Origin of the sequence: Mycobacterium sp. TY815, from assembly GCF_030755135.1 — a bacterium.
Classification (GTDB): domain Bacteria; phylum Actinomycetota; class Actinomycetes; order Mycobacteriales; family Mycobacteriaceae; genus Mycobacterium.
The window spans coordinates 608,499-631,384 of record NZ_JAUFRX010000003.1; the positions used below are offsets into that span (position 1 = coordinate 608,499).

The window sequence follows — 22,886 nt, forward strand, 5'->3', positions numbered from 1 at the left end:
GGGACAGGAAGGTTTGCTGCTGGCAAACGTCGCCGGATATCTGCGCGACGATGTAAGGCCACGATTAGCGCCGGCTGGCCGCGCTACGCGCCTGGATTTCCCGGGGTGCCTGGGTCACCACTGACGCCGTTGTTGCCGCCACCGCTGCCGGTGCCACCGAGGCCACCATCGCCGGCGGCGCCGCCCGGTCCGCCCGGGGCGCCGATTCCGTCGCCGCCACTGCCGCCGTTACCGCCGTTGCCACCCATGCCGCCGTCGGCGGGAGAGCCTGAGCCGTCGCCGCCCTTGCCGCCGGCGGCGCCGTTGCCACCGTCGCCGCCTGCACCGCCTGCCCCGCTGCCGGTGGGCGAACCGCCGCCGCCACCCGAACCGCCGTTGCCACCCAGGCCGCCGTTGCCGCCATTGGCGTTCAGGCCGCCCTTGCCGCCTGCGCCGCCGAGACCACCGCCGCCGCCGTTGCCGCCGTCGCCACCGTTGGCGTTGTTGCCGACGGCCGGGGCGCCCACGCCGCCCTGACCGCCGTTGCCGCCGGTGCCGCCGGTGCCACCGAAGGCAGAAGGGCCCCCGACCCCGCCGGCCCCACCGGTTCCGCCGTCGCCGCCGTCCCCGGCCGCTCCGCCCTTGCCTGCCGTGCCGGCGCCCGAGCCGGCCAAACCACCGTTGCCGCCGTTGCCGCCGTTGCCGCCGTTGCTGCCGTTGCCGCCCGGACCAATCGCAACCGGCGGTGGCTGCGTACCGGCTCCACCGTCGCCACCGCGTCCGCCGGTCCCGCCGTTGCCGTTGATGCCCCCGACGCCCGCGTCACCCCCGAGTCCGCCCTGGCCACCGGCGCCACCGTCGTAGCCGTTGCTTGTGCCGTTCGGGTCACCGATGCTGCCTGGGGCGCCGGCGCCTCCCGCGCCGCCGTTGCCGCCGACGCCCGCTTTGCCGACGGTGCCGCCGAAACCGGCGCTGCCGCCGGCACCGGCCGCGCCCCCGTTGCCGCCCGTGCCGCCGTTACCGCCAGTGCTGCTGATGCTTGCCCCACCGGTGCCGCCGGTGCCGCCTTGACCACCGTTTCCGCCGCCGCCACCGGCGCCGTTGAATCCGTTGGAATTCGCGCCGGCCATGCCGCCCTGCCCGCCTTGGCCGCCTTGGCCGCCTTGGCTGCCGACTGCGCCCAGAGTGCTGAGACCGCCCTTGGCGCCGGCACCGCCGTTGCCGCCGTTCCCTGCTGCACCACCATTTGCGATAACGCCGCCGCCGCTGCCGGCGTTGCCGCCGTTACCGCCCATTCCGCCGTCGCCGCCGTTGCCACCGGGAGCGCCAGTGCCACCGGCGTTGCCTGCGCCCTCGAATCCGGCCCCGCCGTCGCCGCCGCGGCCACCGGCACCGCCGACCCCGTTGGCACCGCCCAAACCGGCGTTGCCGCCCGCTCCGCCGCCTCCTCCGTGGCCGCCGTTTGCACCGGCCTGGCCCGGGAAGACGGCGTCGGCACCCCTACCGCCCGCACCGCCCGCGCCACCGGTTCCGCCGACCCCGTCATTGCCTCGCACCCCTCCGACATTCGCGGCACCGCCCGTGCCTGCGTTACCGCCGGTGCCGCCGGTGCCGCCGTTTCCTGCCACACCGAAGGTTGAGCTCGCGCCACCCTTGCCGCCGGCGCCGCCTTGACCGCCATTGCCTCCGGTGCCGCTCACCGCGCTGCTGTTGAAGTCGGTGTTCACCCCGCCGATACCGCCGTCACCGCCCCTGCCGCCGCCTCCACCGTCGCCGCCATTGACGTCGAGCGGGCCGTTGCCACCGGCGCCGCCCGATCCGCCGCTGCCACCGGCCCCTCCGACACCGCCGCTGCCGGACGCGCCGCTGCCGAAGCCGGCGAAGCCGCCGCTGCCACCGGCCCCGCCGTCACCGCCGAGGCCACCTGAGGAGGACGGCGTGCCGACGACACCGGCTCCGCCATCGCCGCCGCGGCCGCCGGCCCCGCCGTTGCCGTTGATCCCGCCGGTATCTGCGCCTCCGCCGGCGCCACCGAGACCGCCCTGGCCTCCGAAGAAGCCCGCCTGGCCTGCTCCGACGCCGCCGGCTCCGGTGCCGCCGTTGCCGCCGGCGCCGCCGTTGCCGCCGTTGCCGGCATTGCCGGCCACGCCGCCCGCATTAGCCACGCCGCCGGAACCGGCCTGGCCGCCGGCGCCGCCGGTGCCACCGGTGCCGCCACCGCTGAACGCGCCGGCGCCGCCGGCACCGCCGACACCACCTTGGCCGCCATTGCCGCCGGTGCCGCTAAGTGCACTGCTGAAGCCTCCGGTGTTCAGGCCACTCATGCCGCCCTGACCGCCTTGGCCGCCGGCACCTCCGTCGCCACCGCTGGTGTTGTCGGCGCCGCTGCCGCCGGTCCCGCCGGCACCTCCGTTGCCGCCGGTGCCGCCCGCGCCACCGGCGGCGAAGGCGCCGCTACCCGCGCCGGCGTTGCCGCCGGCGCCTCCGGCGCCTCCGGCTCCGCCTTGGCCGCCGATGCCGCTGCTGAGCGGGCTGTTGGCCCGGCCGGCGCCGCCGTCGCCGCCGCGCCCGCCCGCGCCGCCGCCGCCATTGGTACCTCCCGTATCGGCCAGCCCGCCTTGGCCGCCCTGACCGCCTTGGCCGCCGCCGAAGCCCGCCTGGCCGACGCCGCTGGCATTGGCGCCGTTGCCGCCGTTGCCACCTGCCCCGCCGCTGCCGCCGGCACCCGCCTTCCCTGCTACCCCGCCGAGGTTCGCCGACCCGCCGGCCCCGGCGTCGCCGCCCGCGCCGCCATTTCCGCCAGTACCGGCGGTGCCGAGGGTGCCGGTACCCCCCACCCCACCGGCGCCGCCCTGACCGCCGTTGCCGCCGCTTCCACCGGCGGCGCTGCTGAGCCCGCTGCTGTCGAGACCACTGATGCCGCCCTGGCCGCCGCGACCGCCGGCGCCGCCGTCGCTGCCGTTGGTGTCGGCCGACCCGCTGGCACCGGTGCCACCTGCACCACCGTTGCCGCCGGCACCGGCAGCACCGCCGAGGGCGGCCGCACCCGCACCGCTTCCCGCGTTGCCGCCAATGCCGCCGCCGCCTCCGTTGCCACCGGCGCCACCGATGGCGCCGCTGCCGGGTGCGGCAGCTCTGCCGGCTCCGCCGTCGCCCCCGCGACCGCCGGCGCCGCCGGCGCCGTTGGTGCCCCCGACGTCGGCAGTGCCGCCGTTCCCGCCGAACCCGCCTTCACCACCGGAGTAACCGGCCTGTCCCGTGCCGCTGGCGGCGGCGCCGGCGCCACCGGCACCACCGGCCCCCCCGGCTCCGCCGGTACCCGCATTACCGGCGACGCCGCCGATGTTGGCGAAGCCGCCGCTACCGGCGTCGCCGCCACGCCCGCCGATGCCCCCGTTGCCTGCCGTGCCCAACGTGCCCGCACCGCCTGCCCCGCCGGCGCCACCCGCTCCGCCGTTACCGCCGGTGCCACTGGCGATACTGCTGACCCCGCCCGTGTCCAGACCGCCGATGCCGCCCTGGCCGCCCTGGCCGCCGGCACCGCCGAACCCGCCGGTGATGTTCAGAGCGCCGCTGCCGCCGGCCCCGCCGGCACCGCCGTTGCCGCCGCCGCCGGCCGCACCACCTGCACCGGATGCACCGGCGCCATTGCCGGCATTGCCGCCGTAACCACCATCGCCGCCCTTCCCACCGTCACCGCCGGTGGCACTGGTCGTGGCCGGACCGGTCTTGCCCGCCCCACCGTCGCCGCCGCGGCCGCCGGCGCCGCCGCTGCCGTTGGTGCCGCCGACCTCGGCGTTGCCGCCAGCGCCGCCTTGTCCGCCGTGTCCGCCGCCGAAGCCGGGCTGACTGACACCGGTGCCCGCGGTGCCGGTCCCGCCGGCGCCGCCGGCGCCGCCCGTGCCGCCGACGCCCGCCTTTCCGGCGAACCCATTGATGTTTGCCGAGCCGCCGTTGCCCGCATCACCACCGGCACCACCGGCGCCGCCGTTTCCAGCGGTGTTCAACGTGCCGGCCCCGCCGGCGCCGCCGGCGCCGCCGAGTCCGCCGTTGCCGCCCGTGCCGCCGATGGCGCTGGCGAACCCTCCGGTGCCGACGCCCCCGGCGCCTCCCTCGCCACCCCTGCCGCCGGCACCGCCCGCACCGCCATCGGTGTTGAGTGCTCCGCTGCCGCCCGCACCGCCGGCCCCGCCGTTTCCGCCGCTACCCGCGGCGCCGCCGGCGGCGACCGCGCCGTTGCCCGAACCGGCGATGCCGCCGGAGCCGCCCGCGCCTCCGTTGCCGCCATTGCCTCCGGTAGCCCCCGTCAACGCGGCGGCCGCCTTGCCGGCCCCGCCGTCGCCGCCGCGACCGCCCGCACCTCCGGCGCCATTGGTGCCGCCCGCCTCGGCGCTGCCACCGTTGCCGCCCAGGCCCCCGGCTCCACCGTCAAAACCGGCCTGGCCGGGCGCGGTCCCGCCGCTGCCGGCACCGCCGTCGCCGCCGGTCCCGCCCGTGCCACCGGTCCCGGCGTTGCCGACGACGCCGCCGGTGTTGGCGACGCCGCCCAGACCGGCGTCGCCGCCGGTCCCGCCCGTGCCGCCACTCCCGGCCGTCGTCGAAGTTCCCGCTCCGCCGGCGCCGCCCGCACCTCCCTGGCCGCCGTTGCCACCGGTACCGCTGGCGACGCTGCTGAAGCCGCCGGTTTGCTGGCCGCCCATGCCACCCTGGCCGCCCTGCCCACCGTTGCCGCCGAAGCCGCCGTCGACGCCACCGGCACCGCTACCGCCTGCGCCACCCGCACCGCCGTCGCCGCCGACCCCCGCCGTCCCTCCGGCGCCGAGTGCCCCGAGACCTGAGCCGGCGTTGCCACCGTCGCCGCCTTGTCCGCCCGACCCGCCCTGGCCGCCCACACCGCTGGTCAGGGCGGCCCCGGCCTTTCCGGCGCCGCCGTCTCCGCCACGGCCGCCGGCGCCACCGGCACCGTTGGTGCCGCCGATATCGGCGCTTCCGCCAGCCCCGCCCTGGCCACCTCTTCCGCCTCCGAAGCCGGGTTGGCCGGCGCCGCTGCCGTTCGCGCCGGTACCCCCGGCGCCGCCGCTGCCACCGGTGCCGCCGGTGCCCGCGTTGCCGGCGACTCCGCCGACATTGGCCCAGCCCCCTGTCCCTGCATCACCACCGGCGCCACCGTCGCCGCCGCTGCCTGCGGTCATCAGGGTGCCGGCTCCGCCGGCGCCACCGGCGCCACCCAGGCCGCCGTTGCCTCCGGTGCCGCCGGCAGCGCTGGTGAAACCGGAGGTGTCGAGGCCGGCCATTCCACCTTGGCCGCCCTGTCCGCCGTGGCCGCCCAAACCACCGCCACTGTTGAGGGCACCGCTGCCGCCCGTACCGCCGGCGCCGCCGTTACCGCCGGTGCCGGCCGCTCCGCCGACACCGCCGGCTCCGGCACCCGCGCCCGCGTTGCCGCCGTCGCCACCCGAACCGCCGAGGCCGCCACTGCCGCCGGTCGCGCCCGTACCGGCGGGGGCCGACTTCCCGGTCGCACCGTCACCGCCGCGGCCTCCCGTGCCTCCGCTGCCGTTGGTGCCGCCGGCGTCGGCGCTGCCGCCCACACCACCCTGGCCGCCCTTGCCACCGCCGAAGCCGTCCAGCGCGACACTCGCACCGTTGCCACCGGTACCACCGGTACCACCGGCACCACCGGTCCCGCCGGTCCCGGCGCTTCCGATGAGGCCCCCCAGGTTGGCCACGCCGCCCGCGCCGGCGTTACCGCCCGCGCCGCCGTCTCCGCCATTGCCTGCCGGGCCCAGCGTGTTGGTGGCGCCGGCGCCACCGGTGCCGCCCTGGCCGCCGCTGCCTCCGGTCCCGCTCACGCCGCTCAGGCCATTGCTGTTCAGGCCGCTCATGCCGCCTTGGCCGCCGGTGCCGCCCGCACCACCCATACCGCCGTTGACGCTAAGGGCACCGCCGGCGCTGCCGGCGCCACCGGCCCCGCCGTCGCCGCCGGCCCCGGCCGCGCCACCGCTACCGCCCAAACCCGTGCCGAAGCCAGCGGTGCCGCCGTCGCCGCCCACACCGCCGGTACCACCGGCGCCTCCCGAAGCGCCGGTGCCCGGCACGGCGGCTCGCCCTACGCCGCCGTCGCCACCGCGACCGCCCGCCCCGCCGCTGCCGTTGGTGCCGCCGGTGTCGGCGCTGCCCGCCGCACCGCCCAACCCGCCTTTACCGCCGGCGAATCCGTCCTGTCCGGCGATGATCCCCGCCGCTCCGGTTCCGCCGTCACCACCGGCGCCGCCGTTGCCTCCGTTGCCGGAACTGCCTGTCGCGCCACCGGTACCGCCAGTGCCGGCCAGTCCGCCGGCGCCGGCGTTGCCCCCGCCGCCGCCCGCTCCGCCGTCGCCGCCGGCGCCGCCGAATCCGGTGAGGTTGTCCGCGCCGGCGCCGCCCGCCCCGCCGAGGCCGCCGCCGCCGGCACCGCCGGAACCGTTGATGCCGCCAGCGAAACTGTTCCCGCCCTGACCGCCGGCGCCGCCCTCGCCGCCGGCGAACCCGCTACCTCCGAAGCCGCCGAGTCCGGCGATGGCGTCGACGCCAGCGCTGCCCGCCCCGCCCGCGCCACCGGCACCACCGGTGCCGCCCGTACCCGCCTTGCCGGTAACACCCCCGGCGCCCCCGGTCCCTGCTGAACCCCCGGCGCCGGCGTTGCCGCCCGCTCCACCCTGTCCGCCGTTGCCACCGACCGAACCGTTGAGCGTGCCCGATCCGCCGGCCCCACCGCCGCCGCCGACGCCGCCGACCCCGCCGGTGCCACCGGAGCCGTTGACCCCGCCGGGACCGGAATTGCCACCCGCGCCGCCGGCGCCGCCGGCCCCGCCGGCGAAACCGGTGCCGCCGGCGAGACCGCTGCCGGCCAGGGAGTCCGTGCCGGACACGCCGGCTCCACCCGCGCCGCCGGAACCGCCAGTGCCGCCCGTACCCGAGGCACCCGCCGCGCCGTCGAGGCCGAACAGCTGCCGGACACCTCCCGCCCCGCCCAGGCCGGCCGCGCCACCGTTACCTCCGGTGCCGCCCGCACCACCGATGCCACCGAGGCCGGCGATGCTGCCGTCGGCGCCGTTGCCGCCGCCACCGCCGATTCCTCCGGACCCGCCCAGGCCCCCTTGTCCACCGGCCCCCAGGAACAGTGCGCTGCGACCACCCGCGCCGCCGTCACCACCGGCTCCACCGGTCCCGCCGGTGCCGCCGATGGTGAGACTGTCGCCGCCCGCGCTTCCGGCTCCGCCGTTGCCGCCGGCCCCACCGCCGGCAAACCAGCCGCCGTCACCACCCGCGCCGCCCCGGCCGCCGGCGCCACCATCGGCACCGGCACCACCGTGGCCGCCCGCCCCACCAGCTCCCCACAACAACTCGGCGCGACCACCGGCGCCGCCGGCGCCGCCACCGAACCCGCCGTTGCCACCCGCACCGCCGCCGCCCCACAAGAACCCGCCGCTGCCTCCGGACCCACCGGTGCCGCCGCCGATGCCGCCCGTGCCGCCCGCGCCGCCGACGCCGACCAACCAGCCGCCGGCACCACCCGCGCCGCCGGTCGCCCCGCCGGATCCGCCGTTGCCACCCGCGCCACCGTTGCCCCACAGGCCGGCCGCGCCGCCTGCACCACCGGCCTGCCCGGCCGCGCCGGCGGCGCCGTTCCCGCCGTTGCCGTAGAGGATCCCGCCGTCACCACCGCGGCCGCCCGGGGTGGTGGCGTTGGTTCCGTCGCCGATCAGCGGACGTCCCAGCAACGTCTGGGTGGGCGCGTTGATGAGGCCGAGCAATGCCTGCTCGGCGTTGAACGACTCGGCGGCCGCATACGCAACGGTTCCGCCGCTGAGCGCTGCCACGAACTGCTCCTGAAACGCAGCCAGCCGTGCGCTGAGCGCCTGATAGTCGCGGCCGTAACCGCCGAACAGCGCAGCGATCTGGGCTGACACGTCGTCGGCAGCGGCGGCCAGCAAATCTGTGGTCGGCGCGGCGGCCGTGGCGTTGGCCGCGTTAAGCGACCATCCCACCCGCGCCAGATCACCAGCGGCGGTTATTAAGAATTCCGGTGAGATCGCTACGAACGACATGGCACAGCTCCCAACCAACGCTGGATAGAACCCGCGGAAATGGCGCGTAGCTCGGGATCTTATTCGTCATCAGTGCAATAAGTCACCAATTTTTTCGAGGTGTATTTCCGCGGTGTCGAACGGGATTCCAAAATGCTCAACAGCTTTCGGACCGCCTGGTTTTCGAAATGCGGAGCGGTCTACAGTCCGAACGCATGCTGCATATCGTCCTGTCGGCGTCCTCGTGACCGAATTCGTCAAACGCAATCCGGCAGCACCGGCCGGCTTCTTCGCGTGCGAGGCGGCAGGGCTGCAGTGGCTTTCCGAGGTCGGCGGGGGAGTGCCCTGCGCGCAGGTCTTGGCCGTCGATGCCACCAGCCTGACGCTGCGCCGGCTGGCGCCGGCAGCACCGAGGCGCGACGCGGCGCGCGAGTTCGGCTCCCGGCTGGCCGTGATGCACGACGCGGGTGCCCCGGCGTTCGGTGCGGGACCCGACGGCTGGGACGGGCCAGGGTTCTTCGGTCCGCTGCTGCAGCCACTGCCGATGTCCCTGCGACACCACCAACGCTGGGGTACGTTCTATGCCCGCGAGCGATTGGTGCCGATGGCGGAGCTGGCGGCCGGGCAGCTCGACGCGGCGACGCGGCAAGCGATCGACGCCGTCGTGGTGCGTTGTGAGGCAGGGGATTTCGACGACGACGATCCGCCAGCGCGGTTGCACGGAGATCTGTGGAGCGGCAACGTGATGTGGACGCGGGACGGAGTGGTGCTGATCGACCCGGCCGCTCACGGCGGCCACCGCGAGACCGACCTGGCGATGCTTGCGTTGTTCGGCTGCCACCACCGCGACGAAGTCCTGGCCGGCTATCAGCAGGCTCGATCGCTGAAACCTGGCTGGCGCGACCGGATTGGGCTGCATCAGCTGTACCCGTTGCTGGCGCACGTGGTGCTGTTCGGCGACGGGTATGCCGGGCAGACACGGGCTGCCGCCCGCTCCGCGTTGGGCGCCTGAGGTCCACCTGCCGGAGCAGCCTGCCCCTTCCCCGACTGCTGGCCTTTCCGTTGACGCCGATCCGCCCGCCCGCCCAGCCCGGCGACTGCGCCGTTTGCGCCGACGCCCCCGGTGCCGCCTGCGCTGCCTCCCGCGGTGTGGTCTGAATCGATTGTCACAGTCAAAGGGGCGGGCGCCGCGTTCGCAGACGTAATGGCGAACCGATCCCTGCTACCTCGGTCACGCGCGCCGACAGCATTTCTGGGGACCGAATAGGACCGACATCCTGATTTATCCCCTGGCTGAGTGGATTCGCTTGCGGCGCCGTTGTTCGGCTCGCCGATACTTCGCCCGTCTTTGACCGCAGGTCTCGCGGGCGAATGGTGGATTGAGCGGATGAAATTCTCTCCCGCGATTGAGGGATCGGCCGCCACGCGTACTGCGAACCCCGCCGGGCATCCTCATCGCGCTAGTGTCAGAGCGCGATGACGATCGATGTATGGATGCAGCATCCGACGCAGCGGTTCCTGCGTAGCGACATGTTGGCCTCGCTGCGCCGCTGGACCGGTGGGTCCATGCCGGACGCCGAGATCCCTATCGACGTGACCGTGGCCGCGATGGACGCCGCCGGCGTCGAACTCGGGCTGCTCAGCGCGTGGCTCGGCCCGGCGGGCCAGGACCTGGTGTCCAACGACGAGGTCGGCGAGTGGATTCACCTGCACCCCAACCGTTTTAAGGGCCTGGCGACCGTCGATCTGGACCGTCCGATGGAGGCCGTGCGCGAGCTGCGGCGCCGCGTGCAGGAGGGGTTCGTCGGGTTGCGGGTGGTGCCGTGGCTGTGGAACGCCCCGCCGACCGACCGGCGCTACTACCCCCTGTTCGCCCAGTGCGTCGAATCGAAAGTGCCGTTCTGCACTCAGGTAGGGCACACCGGACCGTTGCGCCCATCGGAGACCGGACGCCCGATCCCCTACATCGACCAGGTCGCTCTCGACTTCCCGGAGTTGGTGATCGTGTGCGGGCACGTCGGTTACCCGTGGACCGAGGAAATGGTCGCGGTGGCCCGCAAACACGAGAATGTCTACATCGACACGTCCGCCTACACCATCCGCCGGCTCCCCGGCGAATTGGTCCGGTTCATGAAAACCGGTACCGGACAACGCAAAGTCCTGTTCGGGACCAACTACCCGATGATTGCCCACGAGCACGCACTGGCGGGTCTTGACGAACTGGGACTCAGCGACGAGGCTCGGCGGGACTTCCTGCACGACAACGCCGAGCGGGTTTTCAGGTTGCAACGAAAGGTGGACACGTGAACGGTGCGCAGGCTCTGATCAACACCTTGGTCGACGGCGGCGTCGACGTGTGTTTCTCGAACCCCGGCACCTCGGAGATGCACTTCGTCGCGGCGCTGGACACCGTCGACCAAATGCGGGGCGTGCTCACGCTTTTCGAGGGTGTCGCCACGGGTGCTGCGGACGGTTACGCGCGCATCGCCGGGCGCCCGGCGGCAGTGCTGCTGCACCTCGGGCCCGGACTGGGCAACGGTCTGGCCAACCTGCACAACGCCCGCCGCGCCCGGGTACCGATGGTGGTCGTCGTCGGCGATCACGCCACCTACCACAAAAAGTACGATGCCCCATTGGAATCCGACATCGACGCGGTCGCCGGCACGGTGTCGGGATGGGTGCGCAGAACTGTGACCGCGGCCGATGTCGGCGCCGACACTGCCGACGCCATCGCGGCCAGCATGTCCGGGTCGTTCGTCTCCACGCTGATCCTGCCCGCCGACGCCTCCTGGTCCGAGGGCGCCCAGCCCGCGACGGTCGACGGCGCCGCTCCGTCCGCCGTGAGCGTCGACGTCAGCAAGGTGGCCGACGTGCTGCGCTCGGGTGAACCGACCACCATCCTGGTCGGGGGAGACGCCACCCGCGGACCGGGACTGTCCGCGGCCGTGCGGATCGCCGAGGCCACCGGCGCCCGCCTGCTGTGCGAAACGTTCCCGACCCGACTGGAGCGTGGCGCCGGGGTGCCGGCTATCGAGCGGCTGGGCTACTTCGCCGAGGCCGCCGCGGCCCAACTCGACGGAGCCAAGCATCTGGTGCTGGCCGGGGCAAGGTCGCCGGTCTCCTTCTTCGCTTATCCAGGGATGCCCAGCGACCTGGTCCCGTCCGGTTGCGACGTGCATGTGCTGGCCGAATATGACGGTGCCGCAGCCGCTTTGGACGCTTTGGCAGACGAAGTGGCGCCTGGCGCGACCGCGCCGCTGGCGCCCGCCTCCCGTCCCCAGCTGCCGTCGGGCGCCCTCACGTCCGCGTCGGCGGCCGAGGTGATCGGCGCGCTGTTACCCGAGCGGGCCATCGTCGTCGACGAATCCAACACCTCGGGCCTGATGTTGCCGGCGGCGACCGCCGGAGCACCGGCCCACGACTGGCTGACGCTGACCGGCGGGGCAATCGGATACGGCATCCCGACCGCAGTCGGCGCAGCCGTGGCCGCACCCGACCGTCCGGTGCTGTGTCTGGAATCCGACGGGTCGGCGATGTACACGATCTCCGGGCTGTGGTCACAGGCACGGGAACTGCTGGACGTCACCACCGTCATCTACAACAACGGCGCCTACGACATCCTGCGGCTCGAGTTGCAGCGCGTCGGCGTTGAGGCCGGGCCGGGGCCGAAAGCCAAAGATCTCCTCGATATCTCCCGTCCCACAATGGATTTCGTCAAGATCGCCGAAGGGATGGGGGTGCCGGCCCGACGCGCCACCACCTGCGAAGAACTCGCCGACGCACTGCGCGACGCCTTCGCCGAACCGGGCCCGCACCTGATCGACGCGGTGGTGCCGTCGCTGTTGGGGTAGCTGATCGTGACTGAGGCGCAGCGTCCGCCGTCCGGTCCGAGCTCAGACGCCCCGCCTGACTCGCTGCAGCCTTGAGGTCCGCGATTCCCTCGTTATTGGAATTCGGTCCGGTTTAACCCCGTCAGCACCTCGATGTGTGAAGAGGTCAAACGGCAATGCCGCCAGAGCCTCCGGCACCGGCAGCACCCCCGGCCCCGCCGGCTCCACCGGCTGTGACGACGCCGGCCGTACCCGTGTTGCTCAATCCACCGGCGATGCCCGATTGACCCTGTGTACTGCTTCCCGATAGCCCGCCGCTCCCGCCGGTGCCACCGGCCCCGCTGTCGCCGCCGGTACCGCCTATACCTCCGATGCCACCGGCACCTAGTCCTGCGGAACCGCCGTTGCCGCCGGTGCCACCCGCACCCCCTGTACCGCCGGACCCGCCAGCGCCGCCATTCGCGGCTGTACCGCCAGCGCCCCCGCTCTGACCACCGGCACCGCCGTTACCGCCAGCGCCAGCGTCGCCGCCCCTGGCGCCGGTTCCGCCGGCCCCGCCGTCACCGGCGGTGCCGTTGATGCTGGATCCACCGGCCCCGCCTGTGCCGGTACCGGCGTTGCCGCCGTTGCCGCCGTTGCCACCGACCGCGCCTTTGCCGCCGTCACCACCGACGCCTCCCGCGCCCCCCACGGCTCCGCTTCCGCCATTCAGGCCGCCGTCCCCGCCACGGCCGCCGAGGCCACCGGTGCCGCCTCTACCCGCATTGATGCCACCGCTGGCACCGTTGCCGCCGTCGCCGCCATTGCCGCCGGTCGCTTTGCCGTTTGTCCCAGTCGCTGACGCGTCCCCACCGTTACCTCCATTGCCCCCCGCGGCACCGTTGCCGCCGAGAGATTTGACTATGGGCGGCCCGACGGGGGGGTTGATGGTCTCGGTGCCGTCGGTGGCGTTGCCGCCGTTGCCTCCATTGCCGCCGGTAGCCACCCCGTTGTCGTTGTTCGCGGTGGCCGTGCCGCCGGCGCCGCCCTTACCGCCGGCGCCAAAGGCCCCGCCGGCCCCACCGTTGCCCCCGATGCCGCCGACGGCCGTGCCGCCCTTGCCGGATTCGGTTGCATTGCCGCCGGCACCGCCCGTGCCGCCGGGCGCACTCTGCCCGCCGGTGCCGCCGGCGCCGGCGTTTCCGGCGAAGGCGAACTGGTTGTCGTTGGTATTCGTCAAGTCGATCCCCGCGCCGCCCGTTCCGCCCTGCTGAAGTTGGGTGGCGCCGTTTGTCCCGGTTCCACCCGGGTTACCCGGGTTAGGCAATCCTGTCGCGGCCGTTGAGGTCGGCGGAACCGGGAGGTTTATGCCGTCGGCGCCCTTGCCGCCGTTGCCGGCTTGACCGCCGGCACCACCGTTGCCGCCCTTGCCCGCGTTGCCCGCATTACCGCCAGCGCCGCCGGCGGCCCCGCCGGCGCCAGGCCCGCCACCCTTGCTGCCGTCGCCCCCGGCACCGCCGTCGCCGGCGTTCGATGTCGGCCCGGTCGAGACATTGAAACTGTTGGTGCCATCGGCGCCGTTCGCGCCGATGCCGCCGGTACCGCCGGTACCGCCGTTGCCGCCGGCGCCGCCGGAACCGCCGGTGAGACCGTTACCGCCCTTGCCTCCGGCGCCGCCGTTACCGGCCACGCCCGCATTGCCGCCGTCGCCGCCGGCACCGGCACTGTCGCTGCCCGACGCCGCCAGGGCGTTACCGCCGGACACACCGAGGCCGCCGTTGCCGCCGCTGCCCGCGTTACCGCCGTTGCCGCCGTTGCCTCCGTTGCCGGCGGGCGCCTTCGTCGCGCCCGCACCACCGGTACCGCCGGTGCCACCATTGCCGGCATTGCCGCCCTGACCGCCGGCTCCACCGGAACCGGCTGCAGCGTCGGTGTCCAGGATGCCGCCCGGCGCGCCCTTGCCGCCGCCGCCGCCCTTGCCGCCGTCGCCGCTGTTTCCGCCGTTGCCGCCGGCGCCCCCGGAACCTCCGGCGCCCGCGGCGCCGCCGGTCCCGCCGGTGCCACCGATGCCGCCGTTTCCGCCGGTGCCCCCGGTGCCGCCGTTCGGTGCGATGTTGACGCCACTGTTGGGTTGGACGGCATTGCCCCCCTGGCCGCCGTTGCCGGCGTTGCCGGCCTTGCCGCCGTCGCCACCGGCTCCGCCGCTGCCCCCGGGGCCGCCGGCACTACCGCCGGCGCCGCCCGCACCGCCGTTCCCGCCGTCACCGCCGGTCTGACCAGTGCCGCCGGCCGGTGCGGCACCGGTGCCCGTGCTGCCCGTGCCCCCGGCAACGCCGGTGCCGCCACTACCGCCGGCGCCGCCCTTCCCACCGCTGCCACCGAGCCCGCCGTTGAGGCCGTTGGCGCCACCGCCGCCGCCGGCACCGCCGTCGCCACCCGCGAAGCCGGAGGCGCCGCCGCCGACGCCGTTGGCGCCGCTGCCGCCACCGCCGCCGTCACCGCCCAGCCCGCCATTACCGCCCTTGCCCAGGGCACCCGCGGTTCCACCGTTCGCTGCCCCGCCCGCGCCCGGAGCGCCGCCGGCACCACCCGCGCCGCCTATGCCGCCGGTCGGCGAGTTGGTGCTGTTGTTGCCGGCATGTCCGCCGGTGCCGCCGCCCGCGCCGTCGCCACCCGTGCCCCCGGTGCCGCCGGTGCCCCCGGCGCCACCGGCGCCACCACCGGCACCGCCGCTACCGCCGTTGCCGCCCGCCTTACCGGCTCCACCGGCCGCGTTGGCCGTGCCGGAGTTGTCGGCGCCGTTGCCGCCCGTGGTGCCGTTGCCACCGTCTCCGCCGAGGCCGCCGTTGCCACCGGCGCCGGTCGCGCCGGCCTTGCCGCCGCCACCGGTGCCTGCCGAACCGCCGGCACCGGCAACACCGCCCTTGCCGCCGATCCCGCCGTTGCCGCCGTCGTTACCGCCTGCCGCCCCGTCGGCTCCCGCGCTGGCGTTGCCGCCCTGTCCGCCGGCGCCGCCCAGGCCGCCGTTGCCGGCAACGCCACCCGTGACGGCGGCACCACCGGTCCCGCCCTTGCCGCCCTGGCCACCGGCGAAGCCGTTGTTGCCGTCTTTGCCGGCCACCAGTTGGGCGGCCCCGTCGGCGCCCGTGCCGCCCTGTCCGCCGGTCCCGCCGGTACCGCCGGCACCGACGCCGCCGGACAGCCCTGCGTTGGACAGCGTGCCGGAGACCCCTGCGCTTCCGCCCGGTCCGGCGGCGCCGCCGCTGCCGCCGTCACCGCCGGTGCCGGCGGCGATCACGGTGGAACCGGCGCCGCCCTGCCCGCCGCTTCCGCCGGTACCACCCTGGCCTCCGGCGCCACCCGCGCCACCGTGACCGAACAGCACCGGGCCCGCGCCGCCTTGTCCACCGGCCCCTCCGTTGCCGGCCAAACCGCCGTTTTCGCCGGTGCCGCCGACGACGAGGCTGGCCTTGCCGGCACCGCCGTCACCGCCCTGGCCGCCGGCACCGCCGTCGCCGCCGTTCATGAACAGGCCGCCGGCCCCGCCGTTGCCGCCGGTGCCGCCGTTGCCGGCGCCGCCTCCGCCGACGGCACCCGGAGCGCCGATGCCACCGGCGCCGCCCTTGCCGCCGGTGCCGAACAGCCACGCCCCGTTGCCGCCGTCGCCGCCGTGGCCGCCGGTGCCGCCGCCCGCGCCGCCCTGGCCGCCGGCGCCCCCGACACCGCCGCCGCCGAACAGACACGAGCTGTTGCCCCCAGTGCCACCGGCACCACCCAGACCGCCGCCGGCCGCGCCGACGCCGCCGATGCCGCCGCCACCGCCCGCGCCGAACAGCAGGCCACCGTTTCCGCCGTTACCGCCGCGGGCCCCGCCGCTGCCACCGGCGCCGCCGAAGCCGCCGTTGCCGAACAACCCGGCCGAGCCGCCGTTGCCGCCGGGCTGGCCCGGGCCTCCCGCAGCGCCGGCGCCGCCGCTACCGAACAACCACCCGCCGTCGCCACCGTTGCCGCCCGGCGTCGTGGCGTTGGCTCCGTTTCCGATGATCGGGCGGGACAGCAAGGCCTGGATGGGGTCGGTCGCAGCGGCCGCGGCCAGCCGGAGGTTGACCGCCTCGGCGGCGGCATACGAGTTCGCACCGGAGGTCAGCGCCGCCACGAACTGCTGGTGGAAAGCCTCCGCCTGGCCCGCCAGCATCTGGTACCCCTGCGCGTGCTGCGCGAACAGGTTGGTGATGGCGGTCGACACCTCGTCGGCGGCGGCCGACACCAGCCCCGTGGTAGGAGCTGCGGCCGCCTGGGTCGCGGCGCTGATGGTCGAGCCCAGGCTGGTCAGATTCGTGGCCACCGACGTCACTGTTTCCGGCATTACCAGCAGGTATGACATCCGGCACCTCGCAAGAAATAATGCGGCCCGGCGGCGGCCAGGCAAGCAGCGATGCAAGTGTTAGGCGCGGATCGTATCGCGTCTCCACAGCGCGTTGTTGGATTCACGCGTAATAGCGCGATCTGAGCGAGAAATCGTGCATTTCGGCTGCTGAGAGGGGTTGTCAGGAGCCCTGGTCGTCAGCTCAACGGGGAATCTGAAATACCGGTTCGCCGCAGTCAACGCCTTCGGCCGAGAGCTGACGCTTGAGCACCTTGAAGGTCATCGTGCCGGGGAGGCCGGCGCTCACCCGTACGTACGACGGCCACTGCTTGCGGCTGAGATCGGTCTGCCCGGACAGAAACGTCCGGAACTCCTGCGGGTCGAACTGCGTGCCGGGTGCCAGGATGACGGCCGCCATCACCTGGTCGCCGACCACCGGGTCCGGCACCGGGTAGACCGCGACCTCGGTCACGGACGGATGGCGCAGCAGCACCCGTTCGATCGGGGCGGTGCCCAGGTTCTCACCGTCCACCCGCATCCAGTCACCGAGTCGCCCGGCGAAATAGGCGTAGCCCGCGTCGTCCCGGTAAGCGAGATCACCGCTGTGGTAGATGCCCCCGGCCATGCGGGCGGCCTCGGCGTCAGGGTCGTTGTAGTAACCCTCGAAACCGCCGGCGCCTTTGGTGTTGACCAGCTCGCCGACGACACCCGGCGGGCAGGGCGCGCCGGTTTCCGGGTCGACGATTTCCACGCCGTCCGGCAGCGGACCCAGCGAACCCGGCGGGGTGTCGGGGGTGCGGGCGATCGCCACTCCGAGTTCGGTTGATCCGAAGCCGTCCTGAACGCGGCAGCCGAACCGGGAGGCGAACCGCTCGATGTCGCGCGGCACGCCCTCGTTGCCGTAGACGGCCCGCAACGGGTTGTCCGCGTCATCGGTCTGCTCCGGGGTGGCCAGCACGTAGGACAGTGGCTTGCCCACGTAGTTGGCGTAGGTGGCGCCATAGCGTCGTACGTCGGGCAGGAACCCGGACGCCGAGAACTTGCGCCGTAGCGCCACGGAACCCTGGCATGCCGCTGCCACCGCCCAACCGACCAGCACCGCGTTGGAGTGGAACAGCGGCATCGACACATAGCAGACGTCGTCGGCGCCGAGCCGGAAGCGCTGCGCCATTCCCAAGCCGGCGCCGGCAACCTTGCCGTGACTGCACTTCACCGCCTTGGGCTCGCCGCTGGTTCCCGAAGTGAAGATCAGCATGAAAAGGTCTGCTGGAGAAGCGGATTGGAACTCCAGATCGGCGTCTCGGTGAGCGCCGATCTCATCGGCCCATTCTGTTGAGTCGACGTTGAGGTGCTCGATCCCGTCCAGCGCCGCAGCGGAATTCGTATCGGCAAGCACCAGTTGGCAGTCGGCATGGCCGATGTCGCGGGCCAGCGCCGCGCCGCGGCGCACCGGGTTGAGGCCCACCGGCACAATCCCGGACAGTCCGGCCGCGACTAGCACCGCCGAGAAGAACGGCGTGTTTTCCAGCAGCACGCCGACGTGCGGCGGCCGGGCGGGGTCCAGGCGCTCCCGCACCGTCGCCACCAGGGCCGCAGCGTCACGCAGGTGTTCCCGCCAACTGGTGAAGGAATCCTCGAAATACACGCCGCGGTCGTCGATTTCGGCCAGTGGTCGCAGCAGTGCGGTGACCGTGGGTTCGCTCACGTCACTTCCTCTTCATCTCGAATGTGAAGCTGGCTTCACGTTCGACGTCGACTGTGAAGCTGGCTTCACGCTCGCCGGAGCGGGGCCGGGCCCACGCCTTTAAGCAGGAGTCTCCGCGAGTTCGCGTCCGATCTGCCGCAGCTGCCCGGTGGCTCCACCCAGCGCGAACTCGGTTTCCTTGGCGGACAGGAAGTACCGGTGCACCGGGTGATCCGTGTCGACACCCACACCGCCGTGCACGTGCACGATCGTGTGCGCCACCCGGTGGCCGGCGTCGGCCGCCCAGAATGCCGCGGACGCCACGTCGATTTCGGCCGGGATGTCCTCGGCGACCTTCCACGCGGCCTGGGTCAACGTCAACCGCAGGCCCTTGACGTCGATGTAGCCGTCGGCCAGCCGCTGACCCACCGCCTGGAAGCTGCCGATCGGGCGGTCGAATTGCTCACGGGTGCGGGCGTATTCGGCCGTCATCTGCAAACCGCGCTCCAGCACACCGAGCTGGTAGGCGCTGCGGCCCAGGGTCGAGATCGTGCGCAGCCAGAGCACCACCTCGGCACCACCCACGCGGCGCGCGTCGTCCACCGCAACACCGTCCAGTGCCAGGTGCCCGACGCTGCCCAGCCCGGTGGTCTGCAGCGGCGTCACCGTCACCCCGGGGTCGTCGGCGGCGACCAGGAAGACCGCTGTGCCGGAATCGGTTTCAGCGGGCACCAGGAACGCGTCGGCGGCAGGGCCGTAGGACACCTGGGTTCGGCTTCCGGTGAGCCGGCCGTCGACCGCCTGCACCGGCCCGTCGCCCATTTCTCCGTCCAAAGCGACCGTCAGAATCTTCTCACCGCGCACCGCGTCGGAGCCCCAGCTCTGCTGCAGCTCTTCGGAACCGAACCGCGCCAGGGCGCCCGAGCCCAGCACGATCGACTCGAGATACGGCACCGCCGCCAGTTGGTGGCCGAGCGCGACCAGGATCGCCACCTGTTCGAGGACGCCGAAACCGTCGCCGCCCACCTGGGTGGCGGCCGCGCTGGTCAGGATGTCGCTGTCGACGAGCTTGCGCCACAGGTCGCGGTCGACGCGTTGGTCAAGCTTGTCCAGCTCGCGCTGGTGTTCGGGCGTGCACACCGAGTTGACGATGGTGTCGACCAGTCCGCCGAGGTCCTGTGCGGCTTCGGTTGTCGAGAAATCCATGAATATCCTTCTCCTGCCGGAAAATTCAGCGGTTGGCCCGGGGCAGCCCGAGGGCAACCATGCCGATGATGTCGCGCTGGACTTCGTTGGTGCCGCCGCCGAACGTCAGGATCAGGCACGCCCGGTGCATCCGCTCGACCCGGCCCCGCAGCAGGGCGCCGGGGGAGTCCTGACGCAGCGTCGCCGCGGTGCCCAGCACCTCCATGAGCAGCCGGTAGGCCTCGGTGGCCAGTTCGGTCCCGAACACCTTGGCCGCTGAAGCGTCTGCGGGGGAAAGGTTTTCACTCGACGCAGACGCGAGCTCCCAGTTGATCAGCTTGAGCACTTCGACCTTGGCGTGCACGCGGGCCAGGTTGAGCTGCACCCACTCCGAGTCGATGAGCCGTCCGCCGCCGGCGTCCTTGGTGTTCTGGGCCCATTCCCGAACTTCGCGCAGGCACATGAAGATCGGGGCCGGCGAGACGAGTGCGACCCGCTCGTGGTTGAGCTGGTTGGTCACCAGCTTCCAGCCCGCGTTCTCCTCGCCGATCAGGTTGGTCACCGGCACCCGCACGTCGGTGTAGTAGGTGGCGCTGGTGTCCGGACCGGCCATGGTGTGCACCGGCGTCCACGAGAATCCTTCGGCGGTGGTGGGCACCACCAGCATCGAGATGCCGCGGTGCTTCTTGGCTTCCGGGTTGGTGCGTACCGCGAGCCATACCCAATCGGCGTAGGCGATCAGGCTGGTCCACATCTTCTGGCCGTTGATCACGTACTCGTCGCCGTCGCGCACCGCGGTGGTGCGCAGGTTGGCCAGGTCGGTGCCCGCCCCCGGCTCCGAATAGCCGATGGAGAAATGCAGCTCGCCCGCGGCGATCTTGGGCAGGAAGAACTTCTTCTGCTCGTCGGTGCCGAAGGCCATGATCGTCGGGGCCACGCTGTTGATCGTCAGGAACGGCACCGGTGCGCCCGCGATCGCCGCTTCGTCGGTGAAGATCAGCGAGTCCATCGGCTCGCGGTCCTGACCGCCGTACTCCTTGGGCCAGTTCAGGGTGAGCCACCCGTCTTTGCCCATCTGCGCGACGGTCTCGCGGTACACGTTGCCGGTGCCGTATTCGCCCTGTACCGAGCTCAGCGCCTCACGGCGCTCCGGTGTCATCAGCTTGGTGAAGTAGGACCGCAGCTCGCGACGCAGCTCCTCCTGTTCGGGGGTGTAACTGATGCGCATTCCCGCCGCCTCCGATCGAGCGATCGTCTCTGTGGGCGGGCACCGAAACCACGCCGGCGGCCACCCATTCGTTCTCCCGGTTGTAACACGTTCTAGTCTGGGAATCCAGCGACCCTATGGTCATCCGTATCAGGGCCCTAGGGTGGTGCTGGATACTGATCGAGTTTGGACCAGGCGTGTTTCCCTACTCCAGCCCAGGTTTCAAGGAGGGTGCCATGCGAGTGATCGTCGACCGTGACCGGTGCGAAGGTAACGCGGTGTGCTTGGGAATTGCACCCGATATCTTCGACCTGGACGACGAGGACTATGCCGTCGTGAAGACCGATCCCATTCCGCCGGATCAGGAGGATCTGGCCGAGCAGGCGATCGCGGAATGCCCGCGGGCGGCACTGCTGCGCGAGGACTGACGAAGAAACTAGAGGTATTCATAAATTGAGTAGCACTACGAACGCGACCGATCTGTCCGGCAAGGTCGCGGTGGTGACCGGTGCCGCCGCGGGCCTGGGCCGCGCCGAGGCCATCGGCCTGGCGCGGCTGGGTGCGACCGTCGTCGTCAACGACATCGCCTCCGGCCTGGACTCCTCCGACGTCCTCGACGAGATCAGCTCGGCGGGCGCCAAGGCGGTGGCGGTGGCCGGCGACATCAGCAAGCGCGAGACGGCAGACGAACTCGTCGCCACGGCCGACGGTCTGGGCGGCCTGAACATCGTCATCAACAACGCCGGCATCACCCGCGACCGGATGCTGTTCAACATGAGCGACGAGGACTGGGACCAGGTGATCGCCGTGCACCTGCGCGGACACTTCCTGCTGACCCGCAACGCCGCCACCTACTGGCGCAGCAAGGCGAAGGAAGGCGACGGCCGGGTTTTCGGCCGCATCGTCAACACCTCCTCAGAGGCCGGTCTGGTCGGCCCGGTGGGGCAGGCCAACTACGGCGCCGCCAAAGCCGGCATCACCGCCCTGACCCTGTCGGCGGCCCGGGCGCTGGGCCGATATGGCGTGTGCGCCAACGCGATCTGCCCCCGCGCACGCACCGCGATGACGGCCGACGTGTTCGGCGCGGCACCTGAAGACGCCGAGATCGACCCCTTGTCGCCCGAGCACGTGGTGAGCCTGGTGCAGTTCCTGGCCTCGCCGGCGGCCGCCGACGTCAACGGTCAGGTGTTCATCGTCTACGGTCCGCGCGTCACTCTGGTGGCGGCGCCCACCGCCGAGCACCAGTTCGACGCCGGCGGCGCGGCCTGGGATCCGGCGCAACTGAGCCAGACGCTGCAGGGCTACTTCGCCGACCGCGACCCCGAAGTGAACTTCGCCGCCACCGGTCTGATGGACTGACCCGCCGTACCGGACACAGGTAGAGGGGAAATACCAGCTAGGCATAATTGCCACAAAATTTTTCGAGCTTCATCGACACTCAGAACTTGTTCTAGTGTCCTGAGTCATTAATTACGGCTCAGTTGGTAAACTGAGTTGTGCCCAATCCGCAGGCTGCCGTGATCGAGTTGACCGATGCTGAACGTGCCGAGTTGGAGGGGTGGGCGCGGCGTCGGACCAGTGCGGCGGGGTTGGCTTTGAGGTCGCGAATTGTGTTGGCGGCTGCTGATGGTGAGTCCAATACCGACATGGCCGCTCGGATGGGGATCTCGCGGTCAACGGTCAAGCGGTGGCGAAACCGATTTGTGGAGTTGCGCTGTGACGGCCTGCTCGACGAACCGCGTCCCGGCCGGCCTCGGGTCGTAGGTGACGAGCAGATCAAGGCGCTGATCACCAAGACGCTGGAGAGCGCTCCGCGGGATGCCACGCATTGGTCGACGCGGTCGATGGCTGAGCATCTCGGGTTGAGTCAGTCGATGGTCTCGCGGGTCTGGCGGGCGTTCGGATTGGCCCCGCACAAACAAGATTCGTGGAAACTGTCCAAGGATCCGCTGTTTGTCGAGAAGGTCCGCGACGTGGTCGGGCTTTATCTGGATCCGCCGGAGCGCGCACTGGTGCTGTGTGTTGATGAGAAGACCCAGATCCAAGCGCTCAACCGCACTCAGCCGGTGTTCCCGATGCTGCCCGGCACGCCCGCGCGGGCCAGCCATGATTACGTTCGGCACGGCACCTCGAGTTTGTACGCCGCGTTGGACCTGGCCTCTGGTCAGGTGATCGGCTCGTTGCACGCCCGTCACCGGTCCCAGGAGTTCTTGGCATTCCTGAAAAAGGTCGATACCGAAGTCCCCGCCGACCTCGATGTTCACCTGGTGCTCGATAATGCCTCAACACACAAGACCCCAGCGGTAAAGCGTTGGCTGTCAACCCATCCCAGATTCGTCCTGCACTTCACCCCGACCAGCTCCTCATGGCTCAACCTCGTCGAGCGCTGGTTCGCCGAGTTGACCACCAAGAAACTGCGCCGCGGCACCCACACCTCGGTACGCCAACTCAACGCCGACATCCGCGCCTGGATTCAAAGCTGGAACGACAACCCCCGCCCCTACGTCTGGACCAAGACCGCCGACCAAATCCTAGCCAGCATCGGCAACTACTGCACCAGAATTAATGACTCAGGACACTAGTTAGT

At 72.6% G+C, this 22,886-nt stretch carries 11 protein-coding genes; 6 read left to right on the plus strand and 5 right to left on the minus strand.

Going from position 1 to position 22,886, the window contains the following annotated elements; genetic code table 11:
- Positions 1–83: 83 nt before the first annotated feature.
- A complete protein-coding gene (locus tag QXK92_RS28580) occupies positions 84–8,069 on the minus strand; it encodes a PE family protein (RefSeq protein WP_306247443.1) in 7,986 nt (2,661 codons plus the stop codon).
- A 223-nt stretch (positions 8,070–8,292) separates the two neighbouring features.
- On the opposite strand from QXK92_RS28580, the gene QXK92_RS28585 reads away from it, so the two are divergent.
- The 3 genes from QXK92_RS28585 to QXK92_RS28595 all read left to right on the plus strand — a co-directional run bounded on the left by QXK92_RS28585 (position 8,293) and on the right by QXK92_RS28595 (position 11,899).
- A complete protein-coding gene (locus QXK92_RS28585; RefSeq protein WP_306247445.1) occupies positions 8,293–9,060 on the plus strand; it encodes a fructosamine kinase family protein in 768 nt (255 codons plus the stop codon).
- Between the two features lie 464 nt (positions 9,061–9,524).
- Complete coding sequence (locus tag QXK92_RS28590; protein ID WP_306247447.1) at positions 9,525–10,355, plus strand: amidohydrolase family protein; 831 nt, start codon at positions 9,525–9,527, stop codon at positions 10,353–10,355.
- The gene (locus QXK92_RS28595) at positions 10,352–11,899 is read left to right on the plus strand and encodes an acetolactate synthase large subunit (RefSeq protein ID WP_306247448.1); all 1,548 of its coding nucleotides are present in this window, start codon (positions 10,352–10,354) and stop codon (positions 11,897–11,899) included. Before QXK92_RS28590 ends, QXK92_RS28595 begins: the two co-directional genes overlap by 4 nt.
- 145 nt (positions 11,900–12,044) lie before the next feature.
- Here the strand turns inward: QXK92_RS28595 and QXK92_RS28600 are convergent, their stop codons facing one another.
- The 4 genes from QXK92_RS28600 to QXK92_RS28615 form a co-directional block, all read right to left on the minus strand.
- Positions 12,045–16,241 (minus strand): PE family protein, encoded by a 4,197-nt coding sequence (locus tag QXK92_RS28600; protein ID WP_306247450.1) that lies wholly within the window; start codon positions 16,239–16,241, stop codon positions 12,045–12,047.
- A gap of 184 nt (positions 16,242–16,425) precedes the next feature.
- Positions 16,426–17,928, minus strand: coding sequence for a long-chain-fatty-acid--CoA ligase FadD17 (fadD17, locus tag QXK92_RS28605; RefSeq protein ID WP_306247452.1), 1,503 nt, complete (start codon positions 17,926–17,928; stop codon positions 16,426–16,428).
- Between the two features lie 99 nt (positions 17,929–18,027).
- Entirely contained in the window at positions 18,028–19,113 is a 1,086-nt protein-coding gene (locus QXK92_RS28610; protein ID WP_306247454.1) for an acyl-CoA dehydrogenase family protein, read from the minus strand.
- Between the two features lie 25 nt (positions 19,114–19,138).
- Positions 19,139–20,320 (minus strand): acyl-CoA dehydrogenase, encoded by a 1,182-nt coding sequence (locus tag QXK92_RS28615; RefSeq protein ID WP_306247456.1) that lies wholly within the window; start codon positions 20,318–20,320, stop codon positions 19,139–19,141.
- Between the two features lie 215 nt (positions 20,321–20,535).
- Between QXK92_RS28615 and QXK92_RS28620 the strand changes: the two genes are divergently transcribed.
- The 3 genes from QXK92_RS28620 to QXK92_RS28630 all read left to right on the plus strand — a co-directional run bounded on the left by QXK92_RS28620 (position 20,536) and on the right by QXK92_RS28630 (position 22,881).
- Positions 20,536–20,727, plus strand: coding sequence for a ferredoxin (locus tag QXK92_RS28620; RefSeq protein ID WP_055581977.1), 192 nt, complete (start codon positions 20,536–20,538; stop codon positions 20,725–20,727).
- 25 nt (positions 20,728–20,752) lie between these two features.
- A complete protein-coding gene (locus QXK92_RS28625) occupies positions 20,753–21,658 on the plus strand; it encodes a 3-oxoacyl-ACP reductase (protein ID WP_306247458.1) in 906 nt (301 codons plus the stop codon).
- A 137-nt stretch (positions 21,659–21,795) separates the two neighbouring features.
- Complete coding sequence (locus tag QXK92_RS28630) at positions 21,796–22,881, plus strand: IS630 family transposase (protein ID WP_306239861.1); 1,086 nt, start codon at positions 21,796–21,798, stop codon at positions 22,879–22,881.
- The last annotated feature ends 5 nt before the right edge of the window (positions 22,882–22,886 follow it).